The sequence below is a fragment of the Streptomyces sp. NBC_01198 genome (assembly GCF_036010485.1).
Lineage (GTDB): Bacteria > Actinomycetota > Actinomycetes > Streptomycetales > Streptomycetaceae > Actinacidiphila.
In genome coordinates this window covers 2,766,219-2,781,990 of sequence record NZ_CP108568.1, presented here as the reverse complement: position 1 = coordinate 2,781,990, position 15,772 = coordinate 2,766,219, and the positions used below count along the sequence as shown (strand labels likewise).

Below are 15,772 nucleotides of genomic sequence, written 5' to 3'. Positions count from 1 at the left end.
GCCGCCTCGATCTCGCGCCGCCAGGGCGGCCACGCCTCGTCCAGGCCGCCGCCCGCCCGCTCGCTGCTCGCGGTCACACGCTCTCCCTCACGCCTTGAGGGTGTCCTTGCGGTACAGCCAGGCGGCCGTGCCCGCGAAGAGCACCAGGTAGCAGATCAGCACGGTCACGTCCTTGGCGTGCGGCGCGTCACCGAACTCGATGGACTGGCCGAGGGCGGCGTACGCGCGGCCCGGCAGGTAGCCGGCCAGTGTCTGCAGCCAGTGCGGGAAGGTGGTGAACGGCACCCACAGGCCGCCGAGCATCGCCAGTACGAAGTAGCACAGCATCGAGATCGGCCGCGCCACGTCCGCGGTGGCCACGTAGCCGATGGCGACACCGAGCGCCGCGAAGACCATGCTGCCCGCCCAGATGCTGACCAGGATCGCCGCCCACTGCCAGGCGTCCAGCCGGACGTCCTTCACCGCCGCGCCCAGCACCAGCACGATCAGGATCGACGGCAGGCTGACGGTGGCGGCCGAGGCGATCTTCGCGACGACGTAGCCGCGGCCGGGCAGCGCGGTGAGCCGCAACTGCCGCACCCAGCCCTTCTCGCGCTCCCGGGCGATGCGCTCCGCGTTGCCCATCAGGACCGCGGTCATCGCGCCGAAGGCGGCCATCGCCACCATGTAGTACGCGACCACCGACAGGTCCACGCCGTCGAGCTTGTCGGTCTTGTCCGAGCCCGCGGTGATGATCAGGAACAGCAGGCCCGGGTAGAGGACCGAGAAGAACATGAACTTACGGTTGCGCAGGGTGCGCAGGATCTCCAGTCTGACCAGCGTGTTCATCGGGTGCCTGCCTTGTCGTCGGCCGCGCCTGCGGTCTTCGCGTTCGCGGCGGTGGCCGCGTCGGTGATGGCCAGGAAGGCCTGTTCGAGTCCGAGGCCGGCGACCTCCAGGTTGCGCGGGTAGAGGCCGAGGCCGTAGACCGCGTGCGTCGTCGCGTCCGCGTCGTCGGAGCGGATCCGGACGGTCGGGCCGGTGATGTCCAGGCCCACCAGGTGCGGCAGCGCACGCAGCGCGGCCTCGTCGATGGCCCCTTCGAGGTCGAAGGTGATCCGCCTGGCCCCCGCCCGCGCCTTGATCTCCGCCGCGGTGCCGTCGGCGATCAGCCGGCCCTGGTGCATGACCAGGACGCGGTCCGCGATGGCGTCGGCCTCCTCAAGGTAGTGGGTGGCGAACAGCACGGTCCGCCCCTCCTCCACCTGGCCGCGCATCGTCGCCCAGAACGCCTGCCGGGCGGTGACGTCCATCCCGACCGTCGGCTCGTCCAGCACGATCAGGTCGTTCGCCCCGGCCGTGGCGAGCGCGAACCGCACCCGCTGCTCCTGGCCGCCGGAGAGCTTGTTCACCATCCGCGACCCGATGTCGGTGATACCCGCCGCGGCCAGCACCTGGTCCGGCGGATACGCCTTCGGGTGCAGCCGGCACGCGAGCCCGACCAGCTCCCGAACGGTGACCTCCTCCATCAGCCCGCCGCTCTGCAGCATGGCCCCGACCCGCCCGTCCGCGATCGCCTGCGCCGGGGTCGTCCCGAAGACCCGCACCGCCCCGCGGTCCGCGTTCTTCAGCCCGAGCAGCAGGTCAAGAGCGGTGGACTTGCCCGCCCCGTTCGGCCCGAGCAGGGCCACCGTCTCGCCGGGGTGCAGTTCGAGACTCAGATCCGCCACGGCGTGCACGGCGCCGTAGCTCTTGTTCACCTCGGTGAACCCCACGACGGGCACCCCCGTGTCCACGGTTCGCCCCGTCGCGCCATTCGTGGTCGCTGTCGCTGTCATGGGACCAGCTTCGCCGGACCGCGGCAGCGTGGGCAGTGCCGGAGCTCGTGTCTTCGGCATGACAGATGTCATACGGGCCCCCGGGAGCCGGGGCCCGACCCGGGGCCGGGACGCCCGGCAGCGGCCCCGGCACCGTTTGAACGCGACAAGCGGCCGGGTGCGGCGATCGGCGCAAGAATGGGGTGGGACGGGGGCGGGACGGGAGCGACGGCTGAGGCGGGTGATGTGAGGATGGCTGCCGCGCACGGCGGACTCGGCGACAACCCGGCGGACGCCGTACGGCTCGGCCTGCTCGAAGAGGCCGACGGGCTCGGCGAGGCGGACCTGCTGCGGCTCGCCCTCCAGCAGGCCGTCGCGGCACTCGGCGGCTTCGGCGGCCTCGCGCACCTGTGCGGCCCCGGCAACGGCGCGTTGCGCCTCGCGGCGGCCAACGGCCTGCCCACCGAGGCGGCCCGCGGCTGGGACGGCCTGCCGACCGGTGCGGACACCGCACCCTCCGACGCGGTGGCGCAGGGCCGGCTGGTCTGGAACCCGCGGTGGCCCACGGCAGCCCCCGCCGACCTGCCCGGGGGAGTGGCGGCAGTACCGCTGCTGCTCAACGGGGAGGCCATCGGCGCCCTCTCCGTCCTGACCCGCGACGCCCCGGACGCCGGGCGGCAGCGGTTCCTGTCGCTCGTCGCCGGGGTCGTCACCGCCCGGCTGCCGCGCGCACCGGTCTGGCACAGCGGCACCACCCCCTGGTGGCAGGAGCCGATCGGGGTGCGGGAGCAGGTGATGCAGCAGATCAACGTCGGGACCTGGAGCTGGGACCTCGACAGCGGGCTGCTGGACATCGACGAGGTCACCGAAGGGCTGATCCCCGACGCCGGGCTGGACCCCGAGACCTGGGACCACCGGATCGAGTCCTGGATGGAGCGCATCCACCCCGACGACCGGCCCGGCGTGCAGGAGGCCATCGAGCGGTCCCGCTCCACCGGGCAGCCGTACGCCGTCGAATACCGCGTCCTCGGCGCCGACGGCGCCATCAGCTGGCTGGAGCTGCGGGCCGCGTTCGAGCAGGACGAGACCGGCCGGCCCGTCCGGATGGTGGGCACCTCCTGGAACGTCACCGCCCGCCGCAGCCAGCTCGCCTGGCTGGCCAGCCTGATCGAGCTGCACCCCGACCCGATCCACGTGCTGTCCGCCGACAACCGCGTCGAGTGGGCCAACAAGGCCGCCCGGGCGCTCGGCGACGGCGCGGGCGCCGCGCTGATCGGCGAGGTCCCCTGGGAGAAGGAGCCGAAACTCGCGGGCCAGGGCATCCCGGAACTGCTGGCCAAGGCCAGGGCGGCGCCGGGAGCGGCGGTGGCCACCGAGCTGACGTACTACGAGGAGCCCAGCGGCCGGCTCGCCTCCTGGCTGGTGCGTGCCGTCGAAGTGGGCGGCTTCGTCGCCACCCAGATGGCCGACATCTCCGAGCAGAAGGCCGCCCGGCGGGCCGAGACCGAGCGCAGCCGCCGGATGACCGAGCTGAACCAGGCGCTGATCCGCGCCCTCGACACCCAGGACGTGGTCACCGCGATCATCGAGCACGTGCTGCCCTCGGTGGCCGCACAGGGCCTGATCGTGCAGGACCTGACGGGCAGGGCGCCGCGGCTGGTCACCGCCACCGGCTTCCCCGCGGAGTTCTGCGCCGAGCTCAGGGCGCCGGGCTGGCCCCACCGGCTGGCCGCCGCCACCGAGACGGCGACCCCCCGCTACTTCTCCTCGCTCGACGACCTGGACCGGGAGTGGCCCGACCTCGCCCAGCTGGCCCGGCACGGCGGCCGGGGCGCCTGGGTCGTCCTGCCGCTGATCGACGGCGACCGCAGGGCCGGCTCGTGCATCATGAGCTGGCCCGCGCCCCGCCGCTTCAGCGAACAGGAGAAGACGCTGTTCGGCACGGTCGGCGTGATCATCGCCCAGGCGCTGGGCAAGGCCCGGCTCTACGAGGACGCCAGGCACCGGGCCGAACGCCTCCAGAAGGAACTGCTCCCGGGCGTGCTGCCGGAAACCGTCGCCGTACGCAGCGCCTCCCGCTACCGCCTCGCCACGGGGGAGGAGGTCGGCGGCGACTGGTACGACACCATCCCGCTGCCCGGCGGCCGTACGCTCGCGGTCATCGGCGACGTCAAGGGCCACGGACTCGAACAGGCCATCGCCATGGGCATCATCCGGCACGGCGTGCTCACCGTCGCCGCGCTCGACCTGCCCATCGACGAGATCATGGCCCACCTCAACGACGTGGCGACGCGGCTCAGGCCGATCACCGCCACCAGCATGCTGGTGCTCTACGACGCGACCACCGGCGACTGCCAGATCGCCGGCGCGGGCCACCCCGCGCCGGTGCTGGTCCGCCCCGGCGGCAAGGTCAGCGAGATCGAACTGCCCGTCGGCCAGCCGCTCGGGCAGGCCCAGGTCCCGGCGCCGGTCACCGAGACGCTGCTGCCCGAGGGCTGCGTCCTCGTCCTCTACAGCGACGGCCTGCTCCGCCGCACCACCGACGACGTCTCCCGGCTCACCGACGTGCTCACCGGCTACTCCACCACCGCCCCGCTGCCGGCCGACGCCCAGCGGCGGGACAGCTGGCTCGACACGCTGTGCGACACCATCACCGAACGGCTGCCGGCGGACCCGCGCCGGCAGGACGACGCGGTGCTGCTGGCGCTGGCCCTGGGACGGGTGCCGGACGAGCGCATCGCGGCCTGGGACCTGCCATGCGAGCCGGAATCCGCAGGCTGCGCACGGGTCTTCGTGGCGGAACGCCTCGCCGGCTGGGGCCTCGGCGAGCTCACCGAGGCGGCGACGCTGGTGGTGAGCGAACTCATCGGCAACGCGGTGCGGCACGCCGTCGGGATCGGCGCGGACGTCGGCGACGACATCGCAGGCACGCTGCGGCTGCGCCTGCTGCGCCTCGACGACAACTCCGTGACCTGCGAGGTCTACGACGGCTCGCAGGCCACCCCCCGGGTCCGGCACCCGCTGCTCGACGACGAGTTCGGCCGCGGCCTGCAACTCGTCGCCGTCACGGCACGGCGCTGGGGCACGCGGTACACCGAGGGCGGCAAGTGCATCTGGGCCAGGGTCGCCCGCTGAGGGCGCCGCCAGCCCGCCGAGGTGAACCTGTTCGGCGGGTGCCGGGACGGCGGTGGCTTTCGTTGGGCAGGGCATGACGCACGCACCCCTGCCCATCCCCGTCGCGGCCGCGCTGGAAGCCGCCAACGCCGGGGCCATCGAGGACTTCCTGCACACCTTCGCCGACGACGGGGCCGTCAACGACTGGGGACGCGAATTCCGCGGCCACGAGGCGATCCGCCGCTGGAGTGACGCCGAATTCATCGGCAAGCAGGTACGGCTCGAAGTGACCGGCTCCCGCACCGAGGGCGACACGACCACGGTGAGCGCCCAGGTCGGCGGCAACGGCTTCAACGGCCCGTCCGACTTCGCCTTCACGGTGCACGGCGACCGGGTCGCCCTGATGCGCATCACAGGCTGAAGCCGGGGGCCGCGGGGGAGCCCGGAATCACTAGGCTGGCCGCATGACCCACCCGCGGCCCGTGAGGGTGCTACTCGCCGACGACCAGTCGATGGTCAGGGAGGCGCTGGCGACGCTGCTCGGGCTGGAGGACGACATCGAGGTCGTCGCACAGGTCGCCAGGGGCGACGAGGTGCTGGCCGCGGCCCGGGCGCACACGCCTGACGTGGCACTGCTGGACATCGAGATGCCCGGCATGACCGGCATCGAGGCGGCGGCGCTGCTGCGTACGCAGTGCCCGGCGGTGAAGGTCGTGATCGTGACGACTTTCGGGCGCCCTGGCTACCTGCGCCGGGCGATGGAGTCCGGCGCGGAGGCCTTCCTGGTCAAGGACGCCCCCGCCGCGCAGCTGGCCGAGGCGGTACGCCGGGTGCTGCGCGGGGAGCGCGTGATCGACCCGACCCTGGCCGCGGCGGCCCTCGCCGACGGGGCGGACCCGCTGACCGCGCGCGAGCGCGACGTCCTGACGGCGGCGGCCGACGGCAGCGTCAACGCCGAGATCGCCCGCCGCCTGCGGCTCTCCGAGGGCACGGTGCGCAATTACCTGTCCACGGCGATCCAGAAGACCCGCGCCCGCAACCGCGCGGAAGCGGCCCGCATAGCCCGCGAAAAAGGCTGGCTCTGACCCACCCGGCCCCCGGCCGCGGACTGGACGGCCACCGCGAGGGCCGGGCAGCGCGCACCCCGCAGCGGCTAGTTCAAGTGGGCCCGCGCGGCCCGTGCCCGGGAGCGGATGGCCGAGGCGGACTCCGGGTCGAACGCCCCGATCACCTCCGCGTAGGAGTCCATCTCCGCGGCCCCGCCGAGGAAATCGCCCATCGTGACCAGGAGTTGCGCCCGCTCGTAGCGCAGCTTGGCCGGGTGGCGGGGGAGGAGCAGCGTCAGGTCGAGGGTCCAGAGCTGGACCGGGCGGTGTTCGGGGCGGGGCGCGGCCCAGGCACGGATGTTGTTGAGGATGCGCTGGACGACGTCCAGCGGGTCGGCCGAGCCGAAGGCGTCCGCGCCGGCCGTGCGGCGGTCCGCGCCGGACAGGAGGCGGCCGCCCTCGAAGGGGTCGACCAGCACGTGTTCGCCGTCGGGGTCGCCGAGGCCGACGACGAAGTGGCCGGGGAGCGCGACCCCGTAGACCGGGGCGCCGGCCCGGCGGGCGACCTCGATCCAGACCACCGACAGCAGGATCGGCAGGCCGCGGCGGCGCCGCAGGACCTCCTGGAGCAGCGAGGAGGTCAGCCGCTGGTAGTCGCCCTGGGTGCCGTGGAAGCCGTGTCCGGCGCCCAGGACGCGGTGCAGCGCGGCCGCCCAGTCCATCGGGGTGACCAGGCCGTGCGGCAGCAGGCCCGCGAGCCGGTCGAGCTCGATCTGCGCGGCGTCGCAGGCGGCGCCGTCCAGCGCGGGGTCGGCGCGGGCGCCGATGAGCAGGCACAGCTCGGCCAGGTCGGGCCGCTCGTCGCGGGCCGCGGTGGCGAACCGTACGGGGACCGGCTCGGGTTCGGGGGCGGCGTCGGGTGAGCTCATGCCGCCGGTCGCCGGTAGTGGTAGCCGTGGTGGTCGCTGAAGCCGAGCCCGTCGTAGAGGAAGCGGGCGGCCTCGTTGTCCGCCTCGACCTGGAGATACGCGGCGGTGGCGCCCTCCTGCGCGGCCCGCCGGGCGAGCGCGCCCATGACGGCGGTGGCCAGGCCGCGCCGCCGGTGCGACGGTATGACCTCGACGGCTCCGAAGAGGGCCCACCGGCCGTCGACCACGGCCCGCCCGATCGCGCCGGGCATCGCGGCGAACCAGACCGAAGGCCCGCCGGTGACGACCTGGAGCGCGGCGTCCGTGAGGTCCCCGGTGCGGTGGTAGGCGGCCAGCCAGCCGGCGTCCGGCGTGCGGGACAGCGTCACGGGGCCGGCCGCCTCAGGCAGCAGCGTCAGCGGGGCCAGCGGCGCGGTCCTGACCAGGGTGTCGGCCTCCCGCAGCCACCCGCGGGCGGCGGCCTCGGCGGCGTACGGCGAGGAGTCGGACAGCTGGAGGTACGGCGTGGCGGCGCGCTCGCCGTACCAGCGGACGACCTCGGCGAGCGCCTCGTCCAGCGGCACGCCGGGCTCGCCCGCGACCTGTACCGAGTTGGCCCGCCGGGTGAAACCACCCGCGTGGCGCAGCGTCCAGCCGCCGAGCCGGGCGGTCTCCGGGGCGGGCCACGCCCGGGCGGCGACCGCGTCCAGCTCCTCGTCCGTCATCGCGGGCACGGCCGTGGCCCGCCGCACCGGAGCGGGCGGGACAACCTTGCCCGCGACGAGGGCGGATTCGGCGATTCCGACGGTTTCGCCGGTCCTGCGCGTGATGTACACCACTCCCCCGTCCCAGGATGCGAGAACACCGACCGTATCGGTGAACGTGGGGCGCCCGTCAGTGACCTCGGCCAACTGCCGCACCGAGACGCGTCTTCCCACGTCAGCGGGGGTAATGCGGAGTTCGAGTCGTGCGCCGGCCGAGAAATCCGCTGGCATGCGTGCCCCTCCTGTTCGGTTCGTGCCCAGGAACGGAGATACTAGGTGCGGGCATCGACGACGCCGCGCTCCCGCGCGAGATGAGCCCTATCGAGGAGGAACGACAGCGTGACCTACGTCATCGCGCAGCCTTGTGTCGACGTCAAGGACAAGGCGTGCATCGAAGAGTGCCCGGTCGACTGCATCTACGAGGGCGCCCGGTCCTTGTACATCCACCCGGACGAATGTGTCGACTGCGGCGCGTGTGAACCGGTCTGCCCGGTAGAGGCCATCTTCTACGAGGACGACACCCCGGAGGAGTGGAAGGACTACTACAAGGCGAATGTCGAGTTCTTCGACGAGCTGGGCTCGCCCGGCGGCGCGTCCAAGCTCGGTCTGATCGACCGCGACCACCCCTTCATCGCCGAGCTGGCCCCGCAGAACCAGTAAGTACGCACCACAGCACGCCGCGCCCCGAGGGCGTCTTCCGCCACGGCCCCGTACGCGCCGCAGCGCCGTACGGGGCCGAGGCGTCCGGGCAGAGTGAGAGTGTGAGCACGTGAGTATTTCCGCCCGCCTGCCGGTCTTCCCGTGGGACCGACTCGAGCCGTACAAGGCGGCTGCCGCCGCGCATCCCGACGGTGTCGTCGACCTCTCGGTGGGCACTCCCGTGGACCCGGTGCCCGAGGTCATCAGGCAGGCGCTGGCTGCCGCCGCGGACAGCCCCGGCTACCCGCTGACCTACGGCACCGCCGCGCTGCGGGCCGCCGCCGCGGAGTACCTGCGCAGCTGGCACGGGGTGGCCGGCGCCGACCCCCGGCACGTGCTGCCGCTGATCGGCTCCAAGGAACTGGTCGGCTGGCTGCCGACGCTGCTCGACCTGCGCGAGGGCGACCAGGTCGGCTACCCGCAGCTGGCCTACCCGACGTACGAGATCGGCGCGCTGCTGGCCCGCGCGGAGCCGGTCACCTACGACGACCCGGTCGCCGACCTCGACCCGGCACGGGTGAGGCTGCTCTGGCTGAACAGCCCCTCCAACCCGACCGGCCGGGTCCTCGGCGCCGCCGAGCTGCGCCGGATCGTGGGCTGGGCGCGCGAGCACGGCATCCTCGTGGTGTCCGACGAGTGCTACATCGAGCTGGGCTGGGAGGGCGAGGAGCCGGTCTCGGTCCTGCACCCCGACGTCAGCGGCGACAGCCACGACGGGCTGATCGCGGTCCACTCGCTGTCCAAGCGGTCCAACTTCGCCGGCTACCGCGGCGCCTTCCTGGCCGGCGACCCCGCGATCGTGGCGGAACTGCTCGCGGTGCGCAAGCACGCCGGCATGATCGTGCCGCAGCCCGTGCAGGCCGCGATGGTCGCCGCCCTCGGCGACCGCGCCCACGCGGTCGAGCAGAAGCAGCGCTACGCCCGCCGCCGCACCGCGCTGCGTACCGCCCTTGAGGCGGCCGGCTTCCGCATCGAACACAGCGAGGCCAGCCTCTACCTGTGGGCGACCCGCGGCGAGCCCTGCTGGGAGACGGTGGCCGACCTGGCCAAGCGCGGCATCCTGGTCGCCCCCGGCGACTTCTACGGCCCCCCCGGCGCCGACTTCGTCCGCGTCGCCCTGACCGCCACCGACGAGCGCATCGCGGCCGCCGTCTCCCGCCTCAGCTAGCTGCCCCTTTTGCCGCCGGCTCGCCTCCGGGCGCTTTGTACCCGGTGTCGACACTCGATCGTGCTCGACTGCCCTTTTGCCGCCGGCTCGCCTCCGGGCGCTCTGTACCCGGTGTCGACACTCGATCGTGCTCGACTGCCCCTTTTGCCGCCGGCTCGCCTCCGGGCGCTTTGAACCCGTTGTCGACACTCGATCGTGCTCGACCCCCTCGTTCCTCGGGGGCCTCCGCGCGTTCTCCCTTTCGACACCGGCGCGCCCTTTGGCTCGCCGGCTACACGGGGTGGGGGGCGGGGCGGATCGGCACCGCTTTCCGGGCGGACGGGGTCTGCCCCCCGGTCGGGCGTCGGGTCACCAGGCGGGGTCAGCCCAAGGGGAGGGCCTTCAGGGGGAGCTGGTCGGTGGGGAGGGCGCCCGTGTTGGGGAGGGCGCCTGCGACCGGGAGGGATTCGGCGGTCGCGCCGACGATGCGGCCGGCCGTGTCCGTGGCCTGCGCGGCGCTCTGCTGTGCGGCGGGCGTGGCGGCGCGGCCCGCGGTGCCGATGATGCGTCCCGCGGCCGGGACGGTGGTCTTCACGGCCTCGGTGCCGCCCTTCGTGGCGAGCCCGGCGGCGTGCTGCGAGGTGCCGTCGACGGCGGAGCCCAGCCCGGCGCCGTCGAGGTTGGTCAGTCCGCCCACTGCCTGCTGGGGCGCGGCGGCGTGCGCGGCGCCCGCACCGATCAGGGGTGCGGCGGCGGCACCGAGCAGCAGAGCGGCCTGGGCGATCCGGCGCGTGAGGGTGAGGGACATGGTGCTCCTTGCGGGCGAGTGGTCTCCAACAACGCCGTGACTATCGGCGGGAGCGCCGGAAGGTTGCGGCCATCCGAGGTAAAGAATGGGCAATGTGTCGCATAATAGTCATCCGGCACAGGGGATATAACGGACAGCTGATATGACCGGCGGCCGCCGTGAAAAAACGTCACATCCCTGCCCCGGCACGGAAATCAGCCCCCGAAAAGGTGGTTCGCGACGGCCACGGGCCCGCCGCCGCGGAAATCCACCCGCGGGTGAAAGCGTGCACTACTGCGCGACGGTGATCCGTACGAATCCGCTGTCGGCACTGTCCGGGCTGCCGCCCGCGGCCTCCGGTACCTTCTGCCAGCCGCTGCCGGAGCGGGCGGCCCGCCACTGCATGCCGCCGAAGGACACCGTGGCGATCCTCAGGTCCTGCGAGTGCGCCACCGACCACTCGGCCAGCTGCCAGCCCCGCCGGGCGGTGTCGCCCGCCGCCCCGCCGCCGGCCGGCGCCGCCGGTACGGTCACGGTGCTGGCCGGCTGCCCGGCCGTCTTCGGGCGCGCCTGAGCGCCGAACTCGCGCTTCAGCCGGGTGGTCACCAGGGCGGGGTCGCCGGGGGCGCCACCCGCACTGTCCGGCTTGTCCTCGCCGGTGGTGCAGCTCAGCGCCCCGGCCTTGCGGCCGACCAGGGCCGCGGCCAGCATCGTGGCGTCGGCCTCGTGCTTGGCGTACGCCTGCGGGTAGCCGCTCCGCTGCACCTTCTGCGCGGCGACGGTGAGGGGGAGACGGGAGTAGCCGTCGATCTTGACCAGGCCGTCGTAGAACTCGTTCGTCGAGTAGACCGGGTCCAGGATCTGCTGCGAGGTGCCCCAGCCCTGCGAGGGGCGCTGCTGGAAGAGGCCGAGCGAGTCGCGGTCGCCGTGATCCAGATTGTCGAGCCGCGACTCCTGCAGGGCGGTTGCCAGGGCTATGGTGACGGCCCGTTCCGGCAGCCCGCGGGCCGTCGCCACGGCGGCGATGGTCGCGGCGTTCGCCGCCTGGGACTGCGTCAGCTCCAGAGTGTCGTCGTCGGAGTGCACCCGGCAGCCCGCAGACTGGGTGGATTTGACCGCGAAGTGGTACGCCACGTAGGCGGCTGCCGCCAGCACCAGAAGGGCGCTCAGCGCGCGGATCGCGCGGCGGCGCGGGCGGTTGCGTTCGCGCCCCGACGAGGCGCCTGACGTGGGCACGGGCTGAGCGTACCGATCTTCGTCCCCGCGCGCGCCACGTGATTGCCACTTGCTGTGACATCACGTCAATTCCCCCGCCGCGCCTGCCCGCACGGCTCCCCGCGCCCCCGAGGGGTGCCCTTTGCCGGGAGGGGGTGAGCCTTTGCCGGGGCGCGGGGAACTGCGCGCCCGGCCACATCGCACCGAAAGGGTGAACGCCACCGCACGCGGCACTCACCCCCCAGGGCCGCCGGCAGGCGCACGTGGCATGGGCACCCGCACGTGACCCCCCTAGGCGCGGAGCGCCTAGAGTGCGGGGGTATGGGACGCGGACTTGACCTCAGGACAGACGTGGCCGCCCTCACGGCGACCCTCGTGGACGTGCCGTCGGTGAGCCGCGAGGAGAAGGCGCTCGCCGACCTGATCGAGGAGGCGCTCCGCGCGCACCCCCACCTCACCGTGGACCGCGACGGCGACGCGGTGGTCGCCAGAACGCGTTTCGGCAGGGCCGAGCGCGTCGTGCTGGCCGGCCACATCGACACCGTGCCGATCGCCGGCAACCTGCCGTCCCGCCTGGACGCCGACGGCGTCCTGTGGGGGTGCGGCACCAGCGACATGAAGGCGGGGCTCGCGGTCCAGCTCAAGCTCGCCGCGGCCCTCGCCGACGCCGACCGCGACCTGACCTACGTCTTCTACGACGCCGAGGAGATCGCCGCCGAGTTCAACGGGCTCAAGCGGCTGGTCGAGCGGCACCCGGACTGGCTCGCGGGCGACTTCGCCGTGCTGATGGAGCCGACCGGCGGCCGGGTTGACGGCGGGTGCCAGGGCACCCTGCGGGTGCGGGTGGAGACGACCGGGCGCCGTGCGCACTCGGCCCGCAGTTGGCTGGGGGAGAACGCGATCCACAAGGCCGCCCCGATCCTCGCCAGGCTCGCCGGGTACGAGCCGCGCCGGGTCGAGATCGACGGGCTGACGTATCCCGAGGGGCTGAACGCCGTCATGATCGAGGGCGGCCACGCGGGGAACGTGATTCCCGACACGTGTGCGGTCACCGTGAACTACCGCTTCTCGCCCGACCAGAGCGAGGCGGAGGCGCTGGAGCGGGTCCGTACCGTCTTCGACGGCTTCGACGTGGTGCTCACCGACAGCGCTCCCGGCGCGCTGCCCGGCCTGTCGCATCCGGCGGCCGCGGCCTTCGTCGAGGCGATCGGCACCGCGCCCGCGGCCAAGGAGGCCTGGACGGACGTGGCCCGCTTCTCCGCGCTGGGGATCCCCGCGGTCAACTACGGGCCCGGCGACCCCACGCTCGCACACACCCGCGAGGAGCACGTCGAGGTCGCGGCGATCCGCGAGGCGGAGCGGAAGCTGACCGCCTGGCTGACCGCCTGACGCAGATCACCCCTGCGCCAGGCAACCGAATCGGGGTGCGCGCCGGTCCTTCCCCCCGGCAAGGTTGATCGGATACGTCCGGTTCGGGACGGGGGGAGGAGCCGGGTCATGGGACTGACCAGCGGCTGGTTCGCCGCGCTGCTCGTCGCCGCCGCGGTGGCCGCGGTGGCCGGTGCGGTGCTGCTGTGGCCGAGGGTGCCCGGGCCGCGCCCGCTGCGGCTCGCCCTGCGGGTGGGCATGATCGTGGTCTGCCAGATCACCGCGATTCTCGTGGTGATGGTCACGGCGAACAACGAATACGGCTTCTACGCCTCGTGGGACGACCTGCTCGGCCATGCCAATTCCGGCGGCGGCCGGTCCGTCGCCCAGGGCGCCCCGGCACCGGCGGTGCCGGACTACGCGGTGAAGTTCGCCTCGTATTCGCAGGGCTTCGAGCGGGCCACCGTGCACGGCTTCGACAGCGGCACGAAGGGCGACGTGATCGTCTGGCTGCCGCCGCAGTACGCGAAGCCGGAATTCGCGCATACGCGTTTCCCGGTCATCGAGGTGCTGCACGGCATACCGGGCACGCCGCACAGCTTCCTGCGCGGGATGCGGCTGGGCCGGATCATGCAGGACCAGATCAGCGCGGGCCGCGCGGAGCCGGCGATCCTGGTGCTGCCCACCATCACCCCTGACCGGGTCAACACCGGCTGCGCCGACGTCGCGGGCAAGAGCAAGGTCGAGACCTGGCTGACCGACGACGTGGTCAAGACGATCTCGCACAACTTCCGTACGCTTCCGGCGCCCCGCGGCTGGGCGGTGATGGGCATATCCACCGGCGGCTACTGCGCGGCGCGGCTCGCGTTCGAGCACCCCGAGACCTTCGCCGCGGGCGCCGCGCTGGCCCCCGACGACCCCTCGAAGGGCGTGCGCTCGCCGCTGTGGCTGGCCCGCACCAGCCGTCCGGACGTGCGGCTGCTGGTCGAGTCGAGCCTGCAGGACCGGGAGAGCCCGCCGAAGTTCGCCGACTGGATCACCGGCGCCGCCCAGCCGCCCACCGAGGTCAGCACGCTGGAGCTGAGCAACGGCGGGCACAACTGGAACACCTGGGGCCGGATGTTCCCCGACGCCTTCACCTGGGTGAGCGCTCGCCTCGAAGCGCCGCGAGCTGTGCCTTTGGCGCCGTCCGCGGCACCCTGATGCGTAGGCTGCCGATATGACAGAAGCACGAGGCGTCCCGGAAGACGCCCAGGAGGCCGCGGCCGCGGCTAATGCGGCCGCGGAGGAGCTGCCGTACGGCAAGGGCTGGCCGGAGCGGCACACAGGACCGGTCGTGCGGCGGCGCGGCCAGGTGCAGACCGGCACCACCGACCAGCGGCTGCTGGACAGCCGCGGGCCGTCCGACTGGGTGCACGGCGACCCGTGGCGGGTCATGCGCATCCAGTCCGAGTTCGTCGAGGGCTTCGGCGCGCTGGCCGAGCTGGGCCCGGCGGTCAGCGTCTTCGGCTCCGCCCGCACCCCGGCCGACTCGCGGGAGTACGAAGCGGGCGTACGGATCGGCCGCGCGCTGACCGAGGCGGGCTTCGCGGTGATCACCGGCGGCGGCCCGGGCGCCATGGAGGCCGCCAACAAGGGCGCGCTGGAGGCCGGTGGGGTGTCGGTCGGCCTCGGCATCGAGCTGCCCTTCGAGCAGGGCCTGAACCCCTACGTCGACATCGGGGTGAACTTCCGCTACTTCTTCGTCCGCAAGACGATGTTCGTCAAGTACGCCCGCGGCTTCGTCGTGCTGCCCGGCGGCTTCGGCACCCTGGACGAGCTCTTCGAGGCGCTGACCCTCGTGCAGACCAAGAAGGTCACCCGCTTCCCGATCGTGCTGTTCGGCACCGAGTACTGGGGCGGGCTGGTCCAGTGGATCCGGTCCAGCCTGGTCGCCGAGGGCAAGGCGTCGGCGGCCGACCTGGAGCTCTTCCACGTCACCGACGACGTGGACGACGCGGTCGAGCGGGTCACCAAGGAGAGCGCCTGACCCGCCCGCCGGGGCTCACGCCAGTCCGCGGCGGGCGACCGCGGGCGGGCGGTGGCCGGCGATCGAGGCCACCATCTCCAGCACCTGCCGGGTCTCCGCGACCTCGTGCACCCGGTAGACCTGGGCGCCCAGCCACGCCGAGACCGCGGTGGTGGCGAGCGTGCCGATCAGCCGCTCCTTGACCGGGCGGTCCAGCGTCTCGCCGACGAAGTCCTTGTTCGACAGCGAGACCAGCACCGGCCAGCCCGTCGCCGCCATCTCCGGCAGGCGGCGGGTGGCCTCCAGCGAGTGCCGGGTGTTCTTCCCGAAGTCGTGCCCGGGGTCGATCATGATCGCGTCCCTGCGCACCCCGAGGCCCGCGGCGCGTTCCGCCAGGCCGCAGGTCGCCCGCAGGATGTCGGCCATCACGTCCTGGTAGCCGACCCGGTGCGGCCGGGTCCGCGGCTGCGCGCCGCCCGCGTGCGTGCACACCAGCCCGACGTCGTGGCGGGCGGCCACCGCGGCCAGCTCGGGATCGACGCCGCCCCAGGCGTCGTTGAGCAGGTCGGCGCCCGCCTCGCACACCGCCTCACCGACCTCGTGCCGCCAGGTGTCGACGCTGATCACCACGTCCGGGTGGCGGCGGCGCACCTCGCCGACGAAGGCGGCCGTGCGGCGGATCTCCTCGGCCGCCGACACCTCGGCGCCCGGACCTGCCTTCACCCCGCCGATGTCGATGATCGCGGCGCCCTCGGAGACCGCGAGCGCGACCCGTTCGAGGGCGGGTTCGTCGGTGAAGGTGGCGCCCTGGTCGTAGAACGAATCGGGCGTACGATTCACGATCGCCATGATCACCGGCTCCCGTTCGCCGAATTCCCGGGTGCCCAGCCGAAGTGCCACTGCCGCTCCTCATCTCAGAC

15 protein-coding genes are annotated in these 15,772 nt (G+C 73.3%); 8 read left to right on the top strand and 7 right to left on the bottom strand.

Features of this window, described 5'->3' with window-relative positions:
• Positions 1 to 87: 87 nt before the first annotated feature.
• Together OG702_RS12350 and OG702_RS12345 are read right to left on the bottom strand one after the other, a co-directional pair.
• Positions 88 to 828 (bottom strand): ABC transporter permease, encoded by a 741-nt coding sequence (locus OG702_RS12350; RefSeq protein ID WP_327288921.1) that lies wholly within the window; start codon positions 826 to 828, stop codon positions 88 to 90.
• Positions 825 to 1,817: an ABC transporter ATP-binding protein gene (locus OG702_RS12345; RefSeq protein ID WP_327288920.1), complete on the bottom strand. Its 993-nt coding sequence runs from the start codon at positions 1,815 to 1,817 to the stop codon at positions 825 to 827. Before OG702_RS12345 ends, OG702_RS12350 begins: the two co-directional genes overlap by 4 nt.
• 231 nt (positions 1,818 to 2,048) lie before the next feature.
• On the opposite strand from OG702_RS12345, the gene OG702_RS12340 reads away from it, so the two are divergent.
• The 3 genes from OG702_RS12340 (at position 2,049) to OG702_RS12330 (ending at position 5,995) form a co-directional block, all read left to right on the top strand.
• Entirely contained in the window at positions 2,049 to 4,931 is a 2,883-nt protein-coding gene (locus OG702_RS12340; protein WP_327288919.1) for a SpoIIE family protein phosphatase, read from the top strand.
• Between the two features lie 73 nt (positions 4,932 to 5,004).
• A complete protein-coding gene (locus OG702_RS12335) occupies positions 5,005 to 5,331 on the top strand; it encodes a nuclear transport factor 2 family protein (RefSeq protein WP_327288918.1) in 327 nt (108 codons plus the stop codon).
• Positions 5,332 to 5,374: 43 nt separating this feature from the next.
• A complete protein-coding gene (locus OG702_RS12330) occupies positions 5,375 to 5,995 on the top strand; it encodes a response regulator transcription factor (protein ID WP_327288917.1) in 621 nt (206 codons plus the stop codon).
• Positions 5,996 to 6,063: 68 nt separating this feature from the next.
• Here the strand turns inward: OG702_RS12330 and OG702_RS12325 are convergent, their stop codons facing one another.
• On the bottom strand, positions 6,064 to 6,885 hold the full coding sequence (locus OG702_RS12325; RefSeq protein ID WP_327288916.1) for a transglutaminase-like domain-containing protein: 822 nt from the start codon (positions 6,883 to 6,885) through the stop codon (positions 6,064 to 6,066).
• Entirely contained in the window at positions 6,882 to 7,859 is a 978-nt protein-coding gene (locus OG702_RS12320; protein WP_327288915.1) for a GNAT family N-acetyltransferase, read from the bottom strand. The genes OG702_RS12325 and OG702_RS12320 overlap by 4 nt, the downstream gene beginning before the upstream one ends.
• 108 nt (positions 7,860 to 7,967) lie before the next feature.
• Between OG702_RS12320 and fdxA the strand changes: the two genes are divergently transcribed.
• Together fdxA and dapC are read left to right on the top strand one after the other, a co-directional pair.
• On the top strand, positions 7,968 to 8,288 hold the full coding sequence (gene fdxA, locus OG702_RS12315) for a ferredoxin (protein WP_327288914.1): 321 nt from the start codon (positions 7,968 to 7,970) through the stop codon (positions 8,286 to 8,288).
• A gap of 109 nt (positions 8,289 to 8,397) precedes the next feature.
• Entirely contained in the window at positions 8,398 to 9,495 is a 1,098-nt protein-coding gene (dapC, locus tag OG702_RS12310; RefSeq protein ID WP_327288913.1) for a succinyldiaminopimelate transaminase, read from the top strand.
• A gap of 361 nt (positions 9,496 to 9,856) precedes the next feature.
• On the opposite strand, the gene OG702_RS12305 is transcribed toward dapC, so the two are convergent.
• Both OG702_RS12305 and OG702_RS12300 read right to left on the bottom strand, forming a co-directional pair.
• Positions 9,857 to 10,282 carry an ATP-binding protein gene (locus OG702_RS12305; RefSeq protein WP_327288912.1) on the bottom strand — a complete coding sequence of 142 codons (426 nt, stop codon included), beginning with the start codon at positions 10,280 to 10,282 and terminating at the stop codon, positions 9,857 to 9,859.
• A 270-nt stretch (positions 10,283 to 10,552) separates the two neighbouring features.
• Positions 10,553 to 11,497 carry a heavy metal transporter gene (locus OG702_RS12300; RefSeq protein WP_327288911.1) on the bottom strand — a complete coding sequence of 315 codons (945 nt, stop codon included), beginning with the start codon at positions 11,495 to 11,497 and terminating at the stop codon, positions 10,553 to 10,555.
• Positions 11,498 to 11,797: 300 nt separating this feature from the next.
• Between OG702_RS12300 and dapE the strand changes: the two genes are divergently transcribed.
• The 3 genes from dapE (at position 11,798) to OG702_RS12285 (ending at position 14,873) form a co-directional block, all read left to right on the top strand.
• Complete coding sequence (dapE, locus tag OG702_RS12295; protein WP_327288910.1) at positions 11,798 to 12,865, top strand: succinyl-diaminopimelate desuccinylase; 1,068 nt, start codon at positions 11,798 to 11,800, stop codon at positions 12,863 to 12,865.
• A gap of 108 nt (positions 12,866 to 12,973) precedes the next feature.
• Entirely contained in the window at positions 12,974 to 14,047 is a 1,074-nt protein-coding gene (locus OG702_RS12290) for an alpha/beta hydrolase (protein ID WP_327288909.1), read from the top strand.
• A 16-nt stretch (positions 14,048 to 14,063) separates the two neighbouring features.
• Positions 14,064 to 14,873, top strand: coding sequence for a TIGR00730 family Rossman fold protein (locus tag OG702_RS12285; RefSeq protein WP_327288908.1), 810 nt, complete (start codon positions 14,064 to 14,066; stop codon positions 14,871 to 14,873).
• 15 nt (positions 14,874 to 14,888) lie between these two features.
• Here OG702_RS12285 and folP read toward each other — a convergent pair whose 3' ends face one another.
• On the bottom strand, positions 14,889 to 15,701 hold the full coding sequence (folP, locus tag OG702_RS12280; protein WP_327293196.1) for a dihydropteroate synthase: 813 nt from the start codon (positions 15,699 to 15,701) through the stop codon (positions 14,889 to 14,891).
• Between the last annotated feature and the right edge of the window lie 71 nt (positions 15,702 to 15,772).